Here is a 19,735-nt window from a genome sequence, read left to right on the forward strand (position 1 = left end):
GCCCGATTGGGTCAGGATCTGGTGTGGCGGACGGAGAGTCGGAGCAGATGGTGGGCGTCGAAGCGGGAGCGGCGGATGGGCAGCGTGCAGTCGTCGAGAGTAGAGCCGCTGCCGGAGTCCCGAGTCAGGAAGCCCTTCAGGGTGGTTATGCTCCGGGCGCTCAGGTCTTGATTCGCGATGAGCTGTGGCTGGTCCGCAAGTGCACCGCCACCGCCCACGATGGCTGGATGCTGGAAGTCAGCGGTATGTCCCCGTTCGTTCGTGACACCGATGCGATCTTCTACGACGGCATCGACACAGTGCGGAAGCTGGACCCCCGGAAAACCGAACTGGTAGCCGATGATTCCCCGAATCACCGCCGGGGCCGGTTGTTCCTGGAGGCCATACTACGCAAAACGCATCTGCCGCAAACCGAGCACGGGCTCGCGCTGGTCGGGAACTTCCTGATGGACGATCAGGTTCATCAGCTGCGTCCGGCCGAGCTGGCGTTGTCGATGAAGAATCCGCAGCCGCGCCTGCTGATTGCCGATGTGGTGGGTCTGGGTAAGACGCTCGAGATCGGTGTGCTGCTCGGGGAGCTGATCCGGCGGGGCCGGGGTGAGCGGATCCTGGTGGTCACCCCGCAGCATGTGCTCGAACAGTTCCAGCGGGAGCTGTGGACGCGGTTCGGGATTCCGTTGGTGCGCCTGGATTCGACCGGTATTCAGCGAGTGCAGCAGGAGATTCCGGCCGGCCGAAATCCGTTCGCCTACTTCAAGCGCGTGATCATCTCCGTGGACACCCTAAAAAGCGATGTCTACGTGCATCATCTGGAACACACCGACTGGGATGCGGTTGTCATCGACGAATCGCATAATCTGATGAACCGGGGCACAAAGAACAATGCGCTGGCCCGCCTGTTGTCCCGCCGAACCGATGCCCTGATCCTGGCGTCGGCCACCCCGCACAACGGTGACATGGCGTCATTCGCGGAGCTGGTCCGGATGCTGGACGAAGCGGCAATCGCCGACCCGAACCACTACGACGTAGCCGATCTCACGCACCTGTATATCCGGCGCACGAAAACTTCCCGCGAGGTGCGCGAATCCATCAAGGACGAGAAGTGGCGCGACCGTGGCCCATCGAAACCGATCGAGGCGGGGGCCACCGAGAAAGAGCTGGCGGTATTCGCCGAGCTGGCCACCTGTTGGATTCCCGCGGATCCGGACACGCCCTCGGTCAGCCGGCATCAGCTTGTTCCGTGGCGATTGTTCAAGTCGTTCTTGTCCTCGCACAAGGCATTGCTTGCAACGATCAAGACCAGGCTCGACACTCTCGGCAAGTCCGCAAGTGATGACCCGGCCGCTGGTATGCGAAGGCAGACCGAGCGAACAGCGCTACTGGCGATGCAGCAGTTGGCCGCGCAGATCGAAGACCCGGACTCGGCCAAACTGCAGGCGCTCATCGGCGAATTGCGCACGATGGGCATCGGTCCCGGCTCGGAGGCCCGTGTGGTGGTGTTCTCCGAAAGCGTCCCTACCTTGACCTGGCTCGCCGACACCGTCCCGGCCGCACTCGGTTTCCACAGCGGTGCGATCCATGACGAGAAGAAGCCATGGCTGCGTTTCGGCGGCGCGGTGCAGGTCATGCACGGCGAAGCCAACACCGATGAAGAACAACGCAAACTGGTCGAACAGTTCGGGCTACGCGACGACCCGGTACGGATCCTGTTCACCGGGGACGTGGCCTCCGAGGGCGTGAACCTGCACCAGCAGTGTCACCTGCTGATCCACTACGACCTGCCCTGGTCGCTGATTCGCATCGAACAGCGCAACGGCCGGATCGACCGATACGGACAACAGGAACCACCCGAATTCCGCGCGCTGATCCTCACCAGCGACATACCGTGGCGAACCGACCCGGAAACCGGGCAGCCCCGCACCCTCGACGACCGGCTCGTCGGCGAGAAAGTCCTCGCCCGTGAGGCCGAAGCCCACAAACTCGAAGGCTCCGCCGAGGCGGTGACCGGCCTATATCGCGCCAAGGACGAGGAAGAACGGCTCACCAAGGACCTGATCGCGGGCCGCACCGTCGAGCAGTCTTTCGAACAATCCCGCAGCAGCGGATCCGATTTCCTTGCCGACCTGCTGGGCCAGGTCGGCACGGTTGCTGAACATTCGGACGTGGCGCGCGCGGATGTGCCAGCCCTGTTTCCCTCCACCGCAGACTATTTCGACGAGGCGCTGCGTCAGGTCTGTCACCCGAATCCCGAGGACCAGCTGTCCCTGCGCCGCGAAGAGGACGGCACCATCGCCTTCGAACCACCCCGGGACCTGTTGTACCGGCTGAAAGCACTGCCGAAATCGTATCTGGACGAGCAGCGGATCATGCCGCGCAAGGACGAACCGGCGCGGATGCGGATCACCTTCGCCAAGCAGCTCGCCGACAAACGGCTGCAGGTCGCGCGGGAAACCCGGAAAAGCCAGTGGCCCAATGTTTCCTATGCGACCGATATTCACCCGGTGCTGGATTGGGTCACCGATAAAGTGCTGGTCGAGATCGGCAGGCACAAGGCGCCCGTACTCGCCGCGAGCGTCGACAGCCCGACCTTTCTGGTCCAGGGTGTTTACTCCAACGCCCTGGGCAAACCCACCATCGTCGAATGGATGGCGGTATCCGGCCTGGCCGGCGATCCCGCGGTCGAGAAACTGACCACCGAATTCCTGGAACGTGCCGGTGTCGGACCAGGGATGCCCGGCCGCGCGGCACCCCATGATCAGCAGGCACTCAGCGAGCTGGTACCGGCCGCGATCGATGCTGCCGAACACCACCTGATCGGCCTGGAAGCCGAGTACCGCAAGCAGATCGAGGCGACTCTCGCTCCCTACCGGCAGCGCGTCACCGGATGGCGTCAGCTGGCTTTGTTCGCCAGCGCACGCCCCCGGGAAGCCGAACTCGACCGCACCGCCGACCGGCTGCTGCGCCTGGCCGCCGCCCTGGAAACCGCCAGCGCGCCGATGCTGCGGCTGCTGGCCGTCCTCGAACCGCAGACCGCCGCCGAAAGAGATACCACGCGATGAGCACGGATTTCGATTCCTTTACCAACCGCGGCGAATACTTCTCGGCCCACTACTTCGCCGAACAACTCGGCCCTGACCTCAAAAAGCAGGTGTTCAACTCCTGGGCGATACAGGAAGGCGACGAACTCGACCCGCGGAATACCCCCCGCGAACGGGTCCGCACCCTGCGCGCCCAGTACCTCGGCGAGGAACGTCGCGGCTACTTCGCAGCGGCCGCGCACGCCGACAGCGACAGCGAATCGCGCATCAACACCTACGGCAATCCCGAATGGGTCAAGAAGCTCGCCGAATGGCATCAGCTGATCCTGCGCGCTCTCGGATACGGGGACAAAGACACCACCGCGGACCTGACCGCTCACCGAGCCGGGCGCGACCATCGCGTGTCCGTCGCCTACCACGACGCCGGCATTATCGCCGTGGACTGCGGCTGGTCAACCGACACTGATGCCGCGCTCAACACCGACGGCGCCGGCCGACTGCTCACTGCCTTCCATATCGGCGCGAGCGAGACGTACGAGACCGGCCCGGCTCTGGCATCCTGGCTTTTCCAGAGCGAACTGGACGGAGCGGGCGGACCGCGACCCCGTTTCATCCTCCTGCTGTGCGGCGGTGTACTCGTCCTGGCAGACCGGCACACCTGGAACGAAGGCCGCTATCTGTCTGTAAGTCTCGATACCGCACTCGAACGCAACGACCGGACCCAGCAGGGCGAGCTGGCCACCATCGCCGCCCTGCTCTGCCAGGACACACTCCACCCTGGCGACAACCAGACCGGCTCGGTCCTCGACACCCTGCTCGAAGCATCCGCCACCAACGCCGCCGGTGTCTCCACCGATCTGCGCTACGGCCTGCAGCGTTCCGTCGAGATCATCGCCAACGAAGTACTGCGCCGGATGGCCGAACCCGGCAACAACGTCACCCCCGCCGACATCGAAAGCCCCGCTATCCCGTTCGCCCGCGAACTAACGCGGGAAACCCTCCGATACCTGTACCGAATCCTGTTCCTGCTGTACGCCGAAGCCCGGCCCGAACTCGGTATCCTGCCCGCCGATGACGGCTCCTACGAGGCCGGGTATTCGATGTCCCGGCTGCGTGAACTCGTCGCCCGCAGCGAAGAACTCGTCGAAGAGGAAGCCAAGAACAGCTTCCACCTCTACAAATCCCTCGACATCCTGTTCACCAAGGTCAATAAAGGGCACCGCGAATACGGCACCGAACCCGATGACGACCAGCCGGGCGACGACCCCGAAACCCGCAAGGAGAAACAAGCCCGGCGCAGCGAAGACCGTGGCCTGCGCTTCGAACCGCTGCGCAGCGAACTGTTCGAACCCGGAGCCATCCGGCTCATCGGCCGCACCGTTCCCGACCCGCGCTGCGACGACGACCTCGAACCCCGCCACCTCGACCTCCGGCTCCGCAACGAAGCCCTGCACGAAGTACTGCGGCTGCTCACCATGAAAAAGGGCAAACGCGGTGAGCGCGGCGGCTTCATCTCCTACCGCAACCTCGGCATCAACCAGCTCGGCGCCGTCTACGAAGGATTGATGTCATACACCGGCATCGTCGCCGTTGAAGAATTGTGCGAGGTCGCCAAGAGCGGCGACTCAGAACAGGGATCGTGGCTCATCCCGGCGCACAACCAGAAGGAGTATCCCGACAGCACCCTCGTCCACTACAAAGACGACGACGCCCGAAAAGGGCTGCGGGGTGTGAAGAAATACCGGAAGGGCGAATTCGTCTACCGGCTTGCCGGCCGCGACCGGCAGACCTCGGCCTCCTATTACACACCCGAATCGCTGACCAAGGTCACCGTCGAACTCGCCCTGCGCTACCGCCTCGATCAGGAGAAGGACGACGACGGCACCACCATCAAAACCCGAGCCGCCGAACTGCTGAAGTTCAAGATCTGCGAACCGGCACTCGGGTCCGGCGCCTTCCTCAACGAAGCCATAAACCAGCTGGCCGACGAATACCTGCGGCGCCGCCAGGAAGAGCTCGGCACCAGCATCCCCACCGCCGACGCACTCACCGAGAAGCAGAAGGCGAAGGCGTATATCGCCCTGCACAACGCCTACGGTGTCGACCTGAATGCCACGGGTGTCGAACTGGCCGAAGTGTCGTTGTGGCTCAACACCATGCACCCCGGAATGCGGGCGCCTTGGTTCGGTCTCCACCTGCGTCGCGGCAACTCGCTCATCGGCGCCCGGCGTGCGGTGTTCGCCGGAGACGATGTGTCGAGCCCGGCCAAGGAATGGCTGAAGGCCAAGGGGGCGCTCGCTCCGGAAACCCTGCCGTTCGTGAAAGACGGGCAGCATCAAGAACTTCCGCATGAAGCCATCCACCAGTTCCTGCTGCCCGCCCCGGGTTGGGCGGCGGTCACCGGTGCCACGGAAGCCAAACAGCTCGCCGCCACCGAGATCGCACAATTGGCAGCCTGGAAACGGGGAATCCTGCAGCGGCCGAAACGCAGCACCGCGCATCTCGACAGGGACGGCACACCGAAAATCGATACGAAAACCGGTGACCCCAAAGCTGAAGCCCGCTCACAGTTCACCCGGCTCCGGGACCTCGCCCGCCGTGCTGAATTCCTCTGGTCCTCGGTGGTCAAACGCATGGAGATCTCCGAACGAGAGATCGCGCGCCGTATCGACGTCTGGCAAGCCGACCCGACCGACCCGGAATTCGCGTTCCTCCAGGACCCGGAACACCCGGCGCCGAAAGAGAAGGTCCTCGAAGACCTGTTCAACGCCGTCGATACACCCTATTGGCGACTGAAGACCGTGATGGATGCCTGGTGCGCCCTCTGGTTATGGCCCGCCGACAAAACCGGTCTGCTCGATGGAACCGATGGCGAATACACCGCTACGACCGCAATCCAAGACGTGGAAGACCTGCACGAGGTGCTCAACGGGCTTCCTGCAGCCGGAGAACCATCCGCACCGGAGCCCGTTACCGCAGAGACGAAGACTGCGAAGGAAGCGAAACCGCGATTCGTCGACATGCTCACCTTGTTCGCGGTCGACGGCGAACAGACATCCTTCGATGACTTCGATCCCGACGCCGACGGCGAACCATCTGTCATCCGCAAGCAGATCAGCCCAGCGAAATCCCAGAAGGCTCCGGCAAAACGGCCACAGCCCCAGCGCCGCCCGATCGTTCCCTTGACAGACCTCGACGACTGGATCGACTTCCTCGAGGCCATGCTCGGCCGGTCGGATGTACCCGAGGAAACACTGCTCGATACCTTCCAGACGCTGGATGAGCTGAAGGACTTCGAGACCACCCTCACCGGGTATATGCAGATGGACACCGGCAACCCCGAGGACCGGTTCCCGTGGCTGCGGCAAGTACGGGATATTGCGAAGGAGAAGGGGTTCCTGCACTGGGAGCTGGAATTCGCGCTCATCTTCGCCCGGAACGGCGGGTTCGACATTCAGGTGGGTAATCCGCCGTGGGTACGGCCGCGGTGGGACGAGTCGGCGGTGTTGGCAGAGTATGAGCCGTGGTTCAAGCTTCAGGACAATGCATCCGAACCGGAGAAAGAGCGCCGTCGAGCTGAGCTCCTGGAGGGTGTAGAAGTACGTAGATACACGCTGGCGGAATCGACCGATATCAGTGGGCAGGTGGCGATCTTCGGCTCGCCACAGATGTACCCATTACTGACCGGTACGCAACCGGATCTGTATCGGGCATTCATGATACAGGTGTGGGCGCATTCGGCGGGTGATGGCACAGCTGGAATGGTGCATCCGGACAGTCACTTTGCCGGTAAGAACGAGGCCGGACTACGAGAAGAATCGTACCGCCGCCTGCGAATCCACGGAGATTTCTTCAATGCCTACCACCGCTTCTTTCAGAAGCCGGTCGGCGAATGGACCCACTTCGGAGTGCACATCTACGGTGCCGCACGAGACGAAATCGAGTTCGACCACCTGTCCTGGCTGGTCTCGACGGATGCCCTGCGCCTGTCGTCGGAACACGATGGCTCCGGGGTGGGCCCGGGAATCCGGTACAAGGGCGGGGCATACGACGAACGTCCCCACCGTGCACGCGTTGTTCGGGTCGATAGGGAACAGTTGTTGGTATGGCAGCGGTTGCTCGACGACTCCGGTCAACCGGTCGAACAGACGCGACTTCTGTTCCCGGTCAGCATTGACGAGGCGGCAGCCATCCGAGCCCTCGCGGATTATCCGGTTCGTCTGGTGACGTTCTCCCCACGGATCACACGTGGCTATGATGAGAGTGGCGCCAAGAAGGATAGATTTATCCAATATAATGGAGCCGGTTTTCAGCCCCAGGTCTGGCGTCAAGTAATACTCAAGGGTATTCAGCTCGGGGTCGCTACCCCCATATTCAAGAGTTATGACGCCAATCCCAACGATCCATATGGCGTGGACCTTATTCCGCTTCCGGAGGAGTCTTTCCCGGATACGGAGTATGTTAGAGTTCCCGGTCGTACCATCGAATATTTGCACGAGCAGGATCGCTGGGTCGACTATCGGGCGCTGGAACGACTGCGGCACGATGATAAGGCGATATCCCGTGCCCGCATGGAAATCGCCAAGGTCGAGCGGTGCTCGGAAGCAGAGGTTTCACCGAACAAAATTGATGGAGAGTTGACTCTTCGAGCGCGAAGGCGATGCACTTCCTTCTATCGTCTCGCCTGGCGAGAGATGATTGCTTCGAATACGGAACGCTGCCTGTACCCCGCATTGATACCGCCAGGAACAGCACATATTCACAATATTCGCAGTTGCGCTATGTCATCGAATCGCGAAACCTGTGTTGTGGCGGGGTTCTGGAGCGCGATCCCGATTGACTATCTACTGAGAATAATTGGGGTGGGCCATCTCGATGTTGCGCTTGCACGGAGATTTCCTGCACCGCAACCCGGACATCCTCTCGAGTCGGCGCTCCTTCTCCGTACCCTCCGCCTGAATTGTCTCACACGCGCGTATACAGCCTTGTGGTCGGAAATGTACGACCCCACCTGGACCGAGCGCGAGCGGTGGGCTTGCGAATGGCCAGGACTCCCACGACTGGAGGACGTGACTCCCTACTGGCACAGCGATACCCCGCTGCGCACCGAACGAGCACGCCGCGCCGCTCTTGTCGAGATCGATGCGCTGGTGGCGGTATGGCTAGGCATGGATGCCGATGCATTGATCGCGGCATATCGTGGACGGTTCTTCGTACTGCAGAAATTCGAGGCCGTGACCTGGTTCGACGCCAACGGCTGGAAGCTCGCCGGCGATGCCCGCACCTACGGCCAGCGGCAGACCAAGGATTCCTGGAAACAGTCCGAGTCGTACCGCGTTGCGGTAGAACAAGATCGAGACCCGAGTGGCCTCCCGGTCCCGGACGGCTACACCGCTCCGCTCTATCAGGCAGACCGTGAAGCGGAGATGCGGGCAGCGCACGCGGTGTTCCAGCGCCGCCTCGACGAGGCGGTGGCTCGCGGCGAGTGGGATCCGGCGACACAGGAGGTGCCGAAGCCGTGAGGCCGACACTGCAGGCGCAGGGGCTCAAGGAGAGTCTGCTGCAGTACCTGTCTACGACCTACGCGCTGAGCGACGAGGGCGCCCGGGAGGCACTGCACCGGTTCCTCGGCGATGAAACCTCCGGAATGTTCCGGGGCCCGTATCTGCGGATCCGCACCCCGTTCACCACCGCCGAGGACGGCTGGGACGAGCATTTGGATTGGTGCCCTGCGGGATTCACCCCGTATGCGCATCAGGCGGCGGCGTTTGCGCGGTTGACCTCCGCTCGCGGTCACCTCCCGGAACCGACGCTGGTTACCACGGGCACGGGTTCCGGTAAGACGGAAGCTTTCCTGTACCCGGTGCTCGACCACTGCCGCCGGGAGCGGGAAGCCGGCCGGACCGGGATCAAAGCGGTATTCCTGTATCCGATGAACGCTCTGGCCACCGATCAGGCGCAGCGTATCGATGCACTGCTCAGAAAACACAAGGAATTGGGCCGGTTGCGGGCCGGTCTCTATATCGGTGACCGGGCCGCGACCCGATACGAGAAGGTGGACACCCGGCGTTCGGACATGCAATTGTCCCCGCCGGACATCCTGTTCACGAACTACAAGATGCTGGACCTGCTGTTGCAGCGGGACGAGGATGCCCCGCTGTGGCGGGAGTCGGATATCCGCTACATCGTGGTGGACGAATTCCACACCTACGACGGCGCCCAGGGCACCGATGTGGCAATGCTGCTGCGCCGCTTGGCCGCTGTTGTCGGGGCATCGGAGCCGGGACGGCCGCTGGGCGATATCTGTCCGGTGGCGACCTCGGCGACCTTGGGCTCGGAGACCGGCGAGGACGGTGCACAGCGGCTGCTGCAAGTGGCGACCGCGGTATTCGGGACCGAGTTCACCAAGAAATCGATTATCGGCGAGAACCGCCTGCCGGTGGAGGATTTCATTCCGCTCACCAGGGTAGCGATGCAACGCCTGCCCACTCCCGACGAACTGCTCGCCCTCCCCGACCCGGCTGCCGGGGCGGAAGCGCTCCTCGACCATATCGAGGCGGTGACCGGGGAACGTGAACCGGATCGAGACTGGCTGGACAAGCACCCGTTCAACCGGAACGAGCCGTCCGACGCGGATATAGCACTGCGCGCCTGGCTGGGCGATAGGTTGCGGCAGCATCTGTTCACCCGGGCGGTGCTGCAGGCGCTGGACGGGAAAGTGAAAACCAGCGCCGAGGTGCTGGATGTGATGTGGCGGGCCGGTGCGGCGGGGTGGGCCGAGGCGGTGGCGCGGCAGCCGGAGAAGGCTGCCGAGGCCTTGGCCCGGTACGTGGCGCTGCTGTCGTATGCGCGGGATCCGAATTCGACACCGGACCGCATATTGCCGTTTGTGCAGGTCGAAGTGCATCAATGGGCGCGGTCGGTGTCCCGGCTGCTGCGTGGAGTGCTGCCGTGGCCGCGGGCGGAGTTCCGGTGGGATGTGTCCGGGGCGGTGGAGTCGGATACCGACGGGCGGGGTGCTCCGGTGACCACGGCGACATCGGCGCAGAGCGCGAATCTGTTTCTGCCTGCGGTGTATTGCCGGGATTGTGGGCGGTCGGGGTGGGCGGTGTTCTCCCCGGAGAGCGACGACTACGAGATCGAGTTCGATACGTTCAAGATCCGGCGGGCTTCGCTCGGGCAGGACAAGGTTCGGGTGCGGAACCTGATCGCCGCGACCACCCAGGAAGCACAGGAGGGATCGGGGGCGGCGGCGATGCCCGCGGCCGGTGCGGCGGGGCAGGGCGCCGGCGGCATGCTGATGGTGCTGGACGGGCCGCGCAGCCGGTTGCGGCTGCCCGATCCAAAATCCGACTACGACGCGGAAACCAAAGAGCCGCGGTTGGCGGCACAGGATTCGGCGTTCGTGCTCGTGCATTTCGCCGGTCCGGCCAATACGGCCGCGCGGGAGGACTGGTGCCCCGCCTGCGGGGAACGCAACGCCATCCGCTACCTCGGTACCGGGGCGGCGGCTCTGGCTGCGGCCTCGATCACCCAGTTGTTCACCGGAGGTGAACTGGACAAGAAGCTGGGTGAAGACCGGACGCTGATGTTCAACGATTCGGTGCAGGACGCCGCGCACCGGGCCGGGTTCGTCGCCAGCCGGTCCTACACCTTTTCCTTGCGTGCGCTGCTGGCCGAACATCTGAACCATGAGCAGCCCACCGCGCTGAACGATCTGATCGCCGATATGGTCGAGGCGACGACCGACCCGGAGATCCTCGCCGCAGTGGCGCCGCCGGATCTGCATCGGTACCCGGGTGTGCAGCGACTATTGTCCGGCCAGCTACTCCCGGGCAAGAGAAGCCGGCAGGTGCGGCGGCTGATCGGGCAGCGGCTGGCCTTCGAAACCTTCATGGAGTTCGGGTTCCGTTCCCGCAACGGCCGCACCCTGGAGCTGACGCGCACCGCGGCCGCGCATGTGCACATCAACGACCCGGACGCTGTCGTAGCGGCGGCCCGGCGGATCCACGAGGAGAGCACCGGCGACAAAGTTCCGTTGATCGCCCAGGACGACGCCCGATATCTGGCCTTCGTCCGAGTGCTGCTGGAACGGGTGCGGACCCGTGGTGCGGTCGCGCATCAATGGCTGGACCGGTATGTCGATGAGGCCGGGACCAACCGCTATCCGATCTGGGGTGGCCGAGCGCCCGGGATGCGGGCCTTTCCCCGGCGGATTGCGGCGCCGACTTTCCTGTTGGGGACGCCGAAGAGCAATAGCGAGTTCGACTTCGCAACCGGTCGGCTGTCCTGGTACGAGCGGTGGGCCGGCCGCTGCCTGGAACTGCCCCGGGAACGATCCCCGGAGTTCTGGACCCAGCTACTACCCGAGCTGAACCGGCTCGGGCTGCTGGCGGCGCGCATCCCGAACGACAGTTCCCTGCGGGCGTATGGCCTCAACGCCGGGCATATCGCCGCCCAACTGGTGGACGACGCACAGGTGTCGTCGGCGTTCGTGCGCTGCCGGGTGTGTTTCTGGGAGCAGACCGTGCACCCGGCACTGCTGGATCAGTGGCACGGCCAGCCCTGTCCCTCGTATCGGTGCCGGACCGGTCGCCTGGTGGCCGGTGACCGGCGGGAAGAACTCGGTGTGCACCACCGCGACCGGGACTTCACCCGCGACTATTACCGACGCCTGTACCGCGAGGCCGGCACCTACCAGGTGGTCACCGCCGAACACACCGGCATGCTCACCCGGCCACAGCGGGAAGAAGTCGAAGCGGCGTTCAAACATCGGAAAGGGTTCAACAGCCCCAACGTTCTCTCCTGCACGCCGACCCTGGAGATGGGTATCGACATCGGGGAACTGTCCGCGGTGGTGCTGGCCGCGCTACCGCGGCGGCCCGCGTCCTACGCCCAGCAGGTCGGCCGGGCCGGGCGCCGGAGCGGGAACGCCTTCCTACTCACCATCGCCGACCGCCGCCGTCGCGATCTGTACTTCCTGGAGCGCCCCACCGATCTCATCGCCGGCACCATCGTGCCGCCCGGCTGCTACCTGTCGGCGATCGAAATCCTGCGCCGCCAATACCTGGCACACCTGCTGGACCTGGCCGCCGCCGGGAAACTCGTGCGCTCCGACGGCATCGTCCTGCGCGCCATTCCACACAAGGCGCCCCGGTTGTTCGGACCGTCCGGTTATCTCGCCGATCTGGTGGAGTTGGCGCTGACGCGGGGTGATGAGCTCGTCGCCGGATTCCTCGCCCTCTTCCCGGTACCGGAGGATGAGCGGGCGAAGTGGGAGCAGACCACTGCCGAACTCCGCGACTACGCCACGCATGGGTTGCGGTCGGCGATCGAAGCGGCCGAACGGGAATGGTTCCTGCAACAGCAATCGCTGCGCGACCGGCTGCGCGAAATCGATGAAGCCCGTGCGGAACTGCACGACTCCGATCCCGACCAGGCCGAGCAGAAGGACGAACTCGATGCCGAACGCCGTGGTGTCGGGCGGGCGCTGATGCTGCGCGGTGACACCCCCGCTCAGAACGCGTTGTGCGATCTGGGGCTGCTACCCAACTACGCTCTGGTCGACTCGACCACCACCCTGGCGGCCACCGTATACGGCACCGATCCGGCCAACCCCAAGAAATTTACCTCCGACACCTTCGAATACGAACGGCCGCGGCGGCTCGCACTCGAGGAACTGGCGCCCGGAAACACCTTTTACGTCAATGGATTCCAACATCGCGTTAGCGGAATCCAGGTCGCCATCGGAGGACGGCAGGAATGGCGCACCTGGCGGGTGTGCCCGGGTTGCGGGTATATCCGCTCCGAGAACGCGCACGCGGACCGGTCGCCGTGCCCGCGCTGCGCCACCGACCAGATCGCCGACGACGGCTCCTGCCTGTTCAAAGTCGTCGAACCCGCCACGGTCACCGCCCGGGACAAACGTGAGGATGCCCGGATCCGAGACGACAAGGACGACCGTGATCGCCGTGCCTACCAGGTGATCGACGCGGTCGATATTCCGCAGGATGAGCTGGAACCCGGTTCGTGGCGGCATGCACGTCAGACGTTCGGTGTCGACTACTGCCGTCGTGCCGTGATCCGGCGGATCAACGTCGGACCGGCCCGATTCGACGCCCCCGGCCGTGACGATTTCGCCGGAATGCGAGTACGGCTCAACCCGTTCTACGTCTGCACTGCCTGTGGTGCCGCCAGCGCCGACGGCCAGCCGGTCTTCGACCCGCATATCGACGAACTCGATTCAGCCGCCGCCCGCAGTGGCCGTCTCAAACACCACCGACCGTGGTGTCCACTGCGCCGCGGCAAGAAAACCGAGGCCGGTGAGGAACCAGTACTCCTGGCGCACCAACTGAAGACCGAGGCGCTCCGGATCTTGCTTCCTGCCGCCGCCGCGAATGTTGACGCGCGCGTGTATTCGTTCCAGGCCGCCCTACGACTCGGAGTGGACCTGTACTACGGCGGAGATCCGCAACATCTGGACACCACTGTGACGTCCATGCCGGACCGAAACAGTGGGGAACGCCGCTGGTTTCTCGTGCTGTTCGATTCCCTGCCCGGCGGTACCGGTTACCTCGACCGACTCACCTATCCGAACGAATTCCGGAAAACCCTCAAAGCCGCACACACGCTGCTCGAGACCTGTTCGTGTGCTGAGGAACAGCGCCGAGCCTGCCACCGCTGCCTGTACCGCTACACCCCGGAACGCTTCCAGGACATCGTGTCTCGTCAGGCCGCACTGACTATGCTCGAATCCCTGCTGTTCACCGAGGACGGCACGGACGGCTGGGAAACCACCGGAGTCGAGCACACCGGGCTGGTCGGGCTGGACGCACAGGTGGAATCCGATCTGGAAGCACGGTTCCTGTCGGCCATGCGCGACTGGGTGAAGGTGACCGACGATGTCTCCCTGGACGAGGACAGTCACGCGAGCGGGCACCTGCGGTTCGTCGACACGGCCGCCACCGGCGATGTCACCCACTGGCGGCTGACCGCGCAACAGCGACTGCAGGACACGATCACCGACTTCACCTTCACCCGGGTCGACGGCCCCGCCCAGACGGTCAAGGTCTACCTGGAAGGTTTCCGGTTCCACGCCACCCGCGACCACAACCGGATTGCCGACGACGCCGCCAAACGAACCCGCCTCCGCGCCGAGGGCGCCATCGTGTTCCAGATCACCTGGGCCGATATCGACCTGTTCGAACAGGCCACCACCCGAACCCGGCCGGTGTGGCCGCCGTACCAGGCGTCCGCGCAGGAACAAGCCAAACGCGCGTACGAACAATACGGCGGGCAACGGGCCCGGTTCGCCACCACGGTTTTCGCCAATCCAATCGACACCCTCATCGCCTACCTACGGTGCCCGGACCCCGAAGTATGGGGCCGGCGAGCCCGCGCCTTGGTCACTGGGCTCACCCGCCAGCCCGGCACCACTCCGGTCGTGGCGACCGGTAGTCGCCGGGAACTGGTCGCGGCTGTGCAGGATGAGCTGGCCGCCCTGGCCGGCATCGAACAGCGTGATCGGCAGCGAGCGGTGGACACGGCTGCCGTCGGCCCGGCCCATATCTTCCGCACGCAGGACGACTCCGGGCTGCCGACCGTGCTCGTACTGGACGCCGGCTATCCAGAAAGCCTGAAGTGGACCGCCCTCACCGTTCTGGACGATCGTGACGCGGTCCTGGACAGCGCCGAGCACAAGGACCGCTGGCGGTCCTGGCTGTACTGGACCAACCTCACGCAATTCCTGTCCCTGGCAGGCGGTGACGGCGTGCAGCTGGCGAGCAGCCGGGTCGGTGACTTCGAGGCCGAAGTACTCGCCGCCTGCGGCGGGGTCGGTGAACTCGATTCCCTCCTCGGCGTTCCCGCACAACCGGCGGCAACTTCGATATCGGAACGGCCGCAACGACAGACCTCGGAGACCGTCCTCACTCAGATGCTGCGGGACAAGGTTTGGGACACCGACATCCTGGACATCTTGCGCGACGAACCCGAGGAATCGCCAGATCTGCTGCGACTGGCAGAACTGCTCGCCGACCGCGGGAAAAGAGCACCGGTATTCGGCTACGAACTCGGCGCCACCAGCCGATGGCCGGCCGACTTCGGCTGGCCCGGATCGGATATCAAAGTGGCGGTGGTGCCGCCACCGCGCAATGCGGACGACGAGGAAGCCCGGCGCCGCGACGCCGCCTACACCGCGGACGGCTGGATCGTGCGCACCGCTGCCGAATGGCTCGATCACCTGGACGACCTCCTGGCAAGGCTTCAGGATATGGAAGGAGGAATGGCCCGATGACCGCCCGGCTCAACCTGTACCGGAAGGCCGAAGAGGAGCTGTACAAGCTCGACCGCTCGGTCAAAGCCAAGTTCTACGACTTCAGCCACAACTTCCGCGAAAACCCCGACCTGCCGGGATTGCGCAAGAAACCACTCAAAGGCGACTCCCGAATCTGGTCCTTTCGCATCGACCAAAGCTATCGGGCGCTCATGGTGCCAACCGGCCGCGATCCGGACGGAGTCGAAAGCTGGCTCGTCATCGCCGTACGGCACCGCAAAGACGTCTATGAAGAACTCCAGGTCGCGATCAACCGCATCACCGGGGAAATCGAGTTCGTCGATATCGCCGTCGTCGGTGACAGCGCCCTCCGCCGCGCCGGCATCACCCTCACCCCGGCCGAACCCGAGCCCGAACAGGCTGCCCTCGAGCCCGCCCGACCTGCGCTGGAGACCGAGAACTCGGATACGGAATCACCGTTACTTGCCGGATACACCGCCGAGCAACTCCGTGAACTGGGTGTCGCCGAGCAGGTACTCGACCTGGCGCTGACGGTCACCACCAGCTCTGAACTCGACGAACTTGTCGCCACCGCCCCACTGCTGTCGAAAGATGTGCTGTACGGCCTGGCCGCCGGGATGGATATCGACGAAGTACGCCGGGAAATCACCACACCGGCCAAAATCGAAGCCACCCCAGATCCGGACGACCTGGCCGCAGCTCTGGCCCGCACCAAGGTCCGAACGGTAGACGACGACGTGCGCTCGGCCATCGAAGAAGGCGACTTCCGCGCCTGGAAAGTCTTCCTGCACCCCACCCAGGAACGCATCGTCCATCGTCACTATAACGGCCCAGCCCGGGTCTCAGGCGGTCCAGGCACCGGCAAAACTATCGTCGCCCTGCACCGCGTAAAACACCTCGTCGAACAGCTACCGCCCGGCGATGACCGACCGATCCTGCTGACCACATTCACCAAGAATCTGACCACCGACCTACGCAACCGGCTGGCCTCCCTCATCGACCCCCGCATGCTGAGCCGGGTCGATATCGTGCACATCGATCAGCTTGCTGCCCGCGTCATCGGCGAGAACACCGTGTCCGGCCGCGGCAAACAGCGTGTTTTCGACACCATCGCCCGCACCGAACTACGCCAGCTACAGACCGAACTCGACGACCACCGCTTCACCTCCGAATTCGTCTTCGACGAATGGGAACAGGTCATCCTCGGCCAGTCCATCCCTACCCGCAGCCAGTACTTCCAGGCCCGCCGGGCAGGCCGCGGACAAGCACTCACCCGCCCCGAACGCGCCCATATCTGGAAACTGGTCGAGCAGTTCACCGCGCGACTGGACAAACTCGGCATCGAAACCTGGGGGCAGGCCGCCGAACGCGCGGCTCGATTCGAGATCGAACGCGCCACAAAGATCGCCGAACGCCGCAACCGAGACAACGATCCGGACAGCCTGGACAGCAGCTCGGGCGTGCGATATCGCAACCACCGCTACCGGCACATCGTGGTCGACGAAGCCCAAGACCTGCGACCGGCACACTGGAAAATGCTGCGCGCCATGACCGACCCCGGACGACCTAATGACATGTTCATCGCGGGCGACACCCACCAGCGCATCTACGACCACCAGATCGCGCTCGGCGCCCTCGGCATCAATATCCGCGGTCGTGCGTCTCGCCTGACCCTCAGCTACCGCACCACCAAGGAAATCCTCGCCCAGGCCCTCCACATCATCGACCCCGCGAGCGAGCCGATCACCTACGACGACCTCGACGACGGCACCGATACCCTCGCCGGATATCGGTCCGTTCTCCACGGGAACCCACCCGAGTTCACCGGATACGACACCTGGAACGACGAACTATCCGCCCTGACCGAGGTGTTGCTACGGTGGCGGGCAGAACTCTCCACCGATGCATCCGGTGCACCGGTCGACCCCGGCGGCCGAATCGCGGTCTGCGTCGCCGACCGCGACCTGGTCGGCCGCACCGCCCATCACCTGTCCACCACCGGAATCACCTGCGCCGAGCTCACCAAAGACGGCCTCGACGCTGACGGCGAAATCCACATCGGCACCATGCACCGATTCAAAGGTCTCGAATACCAACGCCTCGCCATCGTCGGAGCCGGCGACGGCACCATCCCCCGCAGCACCATCGAGCGCTACCGGACCGACGACCCACCGCGTTATGACCGCGAACACCGAAAAGCTCGGTCACTGCTATTCGTCGCCGCCACTCGGGCCAGGGACGTTCTGCGGGTGAGTTGGCACGGCAAACCCAGTCCCTACCTACCCGTTGGGAACGGCTGTTGATCCGCTGTCGAACAGCGGATCAGCACCGAGTGTTCACGCATCCCCGCACATCCGGGACAGCGAACCCGGCTCGTAGCGCAACTGGTAGACGCGGAGGCTCGCACCGTTCATCCGATACAGCGTGATCTCCGACAGAAACTGCTTTTTGACCTTCACCGCACGGGAGATCTCCTCGTCGGCGACTTCGCCGATCCAGTCCTCGATCTGCTCGGGAAGTTTGAACGTCAGCTCATAAGCATCCGGCGCCTCGGCGGGCGAGAGCTTCCATTCCGCCCGGACACCCGTACCGTCACGCCGGATCCGCACTTTGTGGTCCGGCTGCTCGGCCCCGAATTCAATGAACTTCTCGTAGTTCTCGGTGGCCAACGGCAGGATGAAGGGCGCCGCCGGAAACCCCAGCAGCAATTCCGAACCGCTTCTCCGCACCAGGGTCTCGGCGAACTCCGCCAGAGCTCTACCGGCCTTCTGGTCGAATTCCCCTCCAGGAGAACCTGGCTGTGGCAGCAGGTTCGACGGAGCAGTTCCCAGATGCCGCCGCAGCATCGCTCGCATCCAGTTCACCGGAAAGACCTTTTTCCTCGAACTGCCGGTTTCCGGGAGGTGCTTTTGAGCCGCGTCTAGGGTGTTGCCGGTGGTGCCGATGATGCCGCGTAGCAAGTCGAAAGTGGGACCGGAAAGGTCGACAAGCGAAATATGGTGGGCCAGAGCATATTTCTGCGCATCTGCGGTGAAACCACTCGCAGAGAACAACACATACGAATACTTGTACCGCTGCCGCGGACGTGTCCCTGATCCGGTCATGTAGTTTTCGTTGACGTCGTGCACCACCCCGTGCGCGTTCCGCACCATCGGCAAATCGCAGCTTTCCTTGCGGTATTTGGCCTCCACGAACAACCGAACCGGCATCGAGAACGCGGGCGTGAACGTGAACTCACCGAGCACGTCGGCTTGATGGAGCGCGCCGCGCCCCCGTACGCGGAGATCGCCACCCTGGTCCACGAGCTCGACCGGATCCTGATCTGCATGAACCAGCAACCGATACCCGCTGGACCGCAGCAGCCAGGCTAGGGCCTCCTCGAGCAGGTAACCCTGCAGCGCGGAATGGCTGACCACCCATAACCCCCTTCATCAACGGCAACTCTGGGACTTCATCGAAAGCAACCCGAGCCAGCAAGCGATGTTACCGACTTCGGCTGTGCTGCACGCGGTTTGGCGTGAGGTTCCGGTTGGTCGGAAAGCGTGAAGTTCTCATGGTCTTCCGGACACCCGATGGTGAGGCGAGATACTGGCCTCCGGAAGGAGTTTGGATGCCTGGAGGCCACTTGCCGTCACGCTTGGTGCTCGACTGGTTCATCAGTGAGATCGACCAGGCACGCTGGGCTGCCGTGACAGTCCGACCCGTTGCGGGACAAGATCATTGACGTCGGTCCGGGAATCGGCATCTCAGAACTTTGGTCGCGCCAGCGCTTACGACCTGTCCATGCCCACTCTGATAGGAATCGGTAGGATTGGCGCCATGAGTGATGGGGGGACACCAGCCTCTGGCCGGAACCTCTCGGTGGTGCCCGAGAAGGTACGCGAGGTCGGCAAGTACGTCTACGAGTTGGCCGAGGCGCTGCGCACGGCGTTGGATTCCGCCGCGAAGGACGTCGCTTCGCTGACCGATGGCAGCTGGACCGGGGACGCGGCCAACGAATTCTGCGAGGGCTGGACCGAAGTGCATGACGGCGGTGTCCAGATCATGACCGCCCTGACCGGCATGGCGGAGAAGCTGGGCGTCACCGCCGACACCTATCAGGCGCGTGATGAGAGCAACGCTGCGTCTTTGAACACCTCAAGTGTGGATCTGCCATGAACTCTCAGTTCTCGGTCGATCTCGACCATCTCGATGAGATCGTGGTCCGTCTGTCGGGTCTGGCCGGGTTCATCGGCGAGCATCTCGATGAGATCGACGACCGGGTCGCCACCCTGGCCGGCAGTGGGTGGGAAGGCGTTGCCGCCCAAGCCTATGCCGATGCCCATGCTCAATGGGTCACTGGCGCTAGGGAATTCGTTGAGGGTGTGAAGGATGTGAGCGACGCGGCGAAGGCGGCCCACGC

7 protein-coding genes are annotated in these 19,735 nt (G+C 64.0%); 6 read left to right on the forward strand and 1 reads right to left on the reverse strand.

Translation table 11 applies throughout. The features are described from left to right. Window positions 1–23 precede the first annotated feature (23 nt). Genes AB0J29_RS33195 through AB0J29_RS33210 form a run of 4 tightly spaced genes read left to right on the forward strand, consistent with a single transcriptional unit; the run spans window position 24 to window position 17,636 of the window. Window positions 24–3,059: a DEAD/DEAH box helicase gene (locus tag AB0J29_RS33195; RefSeq protein ID WP_364794579.1), complete on the forward strand. Its 3,036-nt coding sequence runs from the start codon at window positions 24–26 to the stop codon at window positions 3,057–3,059. Then, window positions 3,056–8,560 (forward strand): hypothetical protein, encoded by a 5,505-nt coding sequence (locus tag AB0J29_RS33200; RefSeq protein ID WP_364794580.1) that lies wholly within the window; start codon window positions 3,056–3,058, stop codon window positions 8,558–8,560. Before AB0J29_RS33195 ends, AB0J29_RS33200 begins: the two co-directional genes overlap by 4 nt. Further along, entirely contained in the window at window positions 8,557–15,333 is a 6,777-nt protein-coding gene (locus AB0J29_RS33205; RefSeq protein WP_364794581.1) for a DEAD/DEAH box helicase, read from the forward strand. Before AB0J29_RS33200 ends, AB0J29_RS33205 begins: the two co-directional genes overlap by 4 nt. Next, a complete protein-coding gene (locus tag AB0J29_RS33210) occupies window positions 15,330–17,636 on the forward strand; it encodes a UvrD-helicase domain-containing protein (RefSeq protein ID WP_364794583.1) in 2,307 nt (768 codons plus the stop codon). The genes AB0J29_RS33205 and AB0J29_RS33210 overlap by 4 nt, the downstream gene beginning before the upstream one ends. 33 nt (window positions 17,637–17,669) lie before the next feature. Here the strand turns inward: AB0J29_RS33210 and AB0J29_RS33215 are convergent, their stop codons facing one another. After that, on the reverse strand, window positions 17,670–18,749 hold the full coding sequence (locus tag AB0J29_RS33215) for a restriction endonuclease (RefSeq protein ID WP_364794585.1): 1,080 nt from the start codon (window positions 18,747–18,749) through the stop codon (window positions 17,670–17,672). Between the two features lie 403 nt (window positions 18,750–19,152). Here AB0J29_RS33215 and AB0J29_RS33220 point away from each other — a divergent pair, with 403 nt between their 5' ends. Further along, window positions 19,153–19,491, forward strand: a complete 339-nt coding sequence (locus tag AB0J29_RS33220) for an ESX-1 secretion-associated protein (RefSeq protein WP_364794586.1) — start codon at window positions 19,153–19,155, stop codon at window positions 19,489–19,491. Continuing rightward, on the forward strand, window positions 19,488–19,735 hold a 248-nt coding region (locus AB0J29_RS33225), incomplete at its 3' end, for a WXG100 family type VII secretion target (protein ID WP_364794588.1). The genes AB0J29_RS33220 and AB0J29_RS33225, both read left to right, overlap by 4 nt.

The sequence above is a fragment of the Nocardia sp. NPDC049707 genome, from assembly GCF_040674855.1.
GTDB lineage: Bacteria > Actinomycetota > Actinomycetes > Mycobacteriales > Mycobacteriaceae > Nocardia.

Excerpts from the sequence above, each read along its gene's own strand:
- AB0J29_RS33220 (WP_364794586.1), top strand. The coding sequence starts at position 19,153 with ATGAGTGATGGGGGGACACCAGCCTCTGGCCGGAACCTCTCGGTGGTG.
- AB0J29_RS33200 (WP_364794580.1), top strand. The coding sequence starts at position 3,056 with ATGAGCACGGATTTCGATTCCTTTACCAACCGCGGCGAATACTTCTCG.
- AB0J29_RS33210 (WP_364794583.1), top strand. The coding sequence starts at position 15,330 with ATGACCGCCCGGCTCAACCTGTACCGGAAGGCCGAAGAGGAGCTGTAC.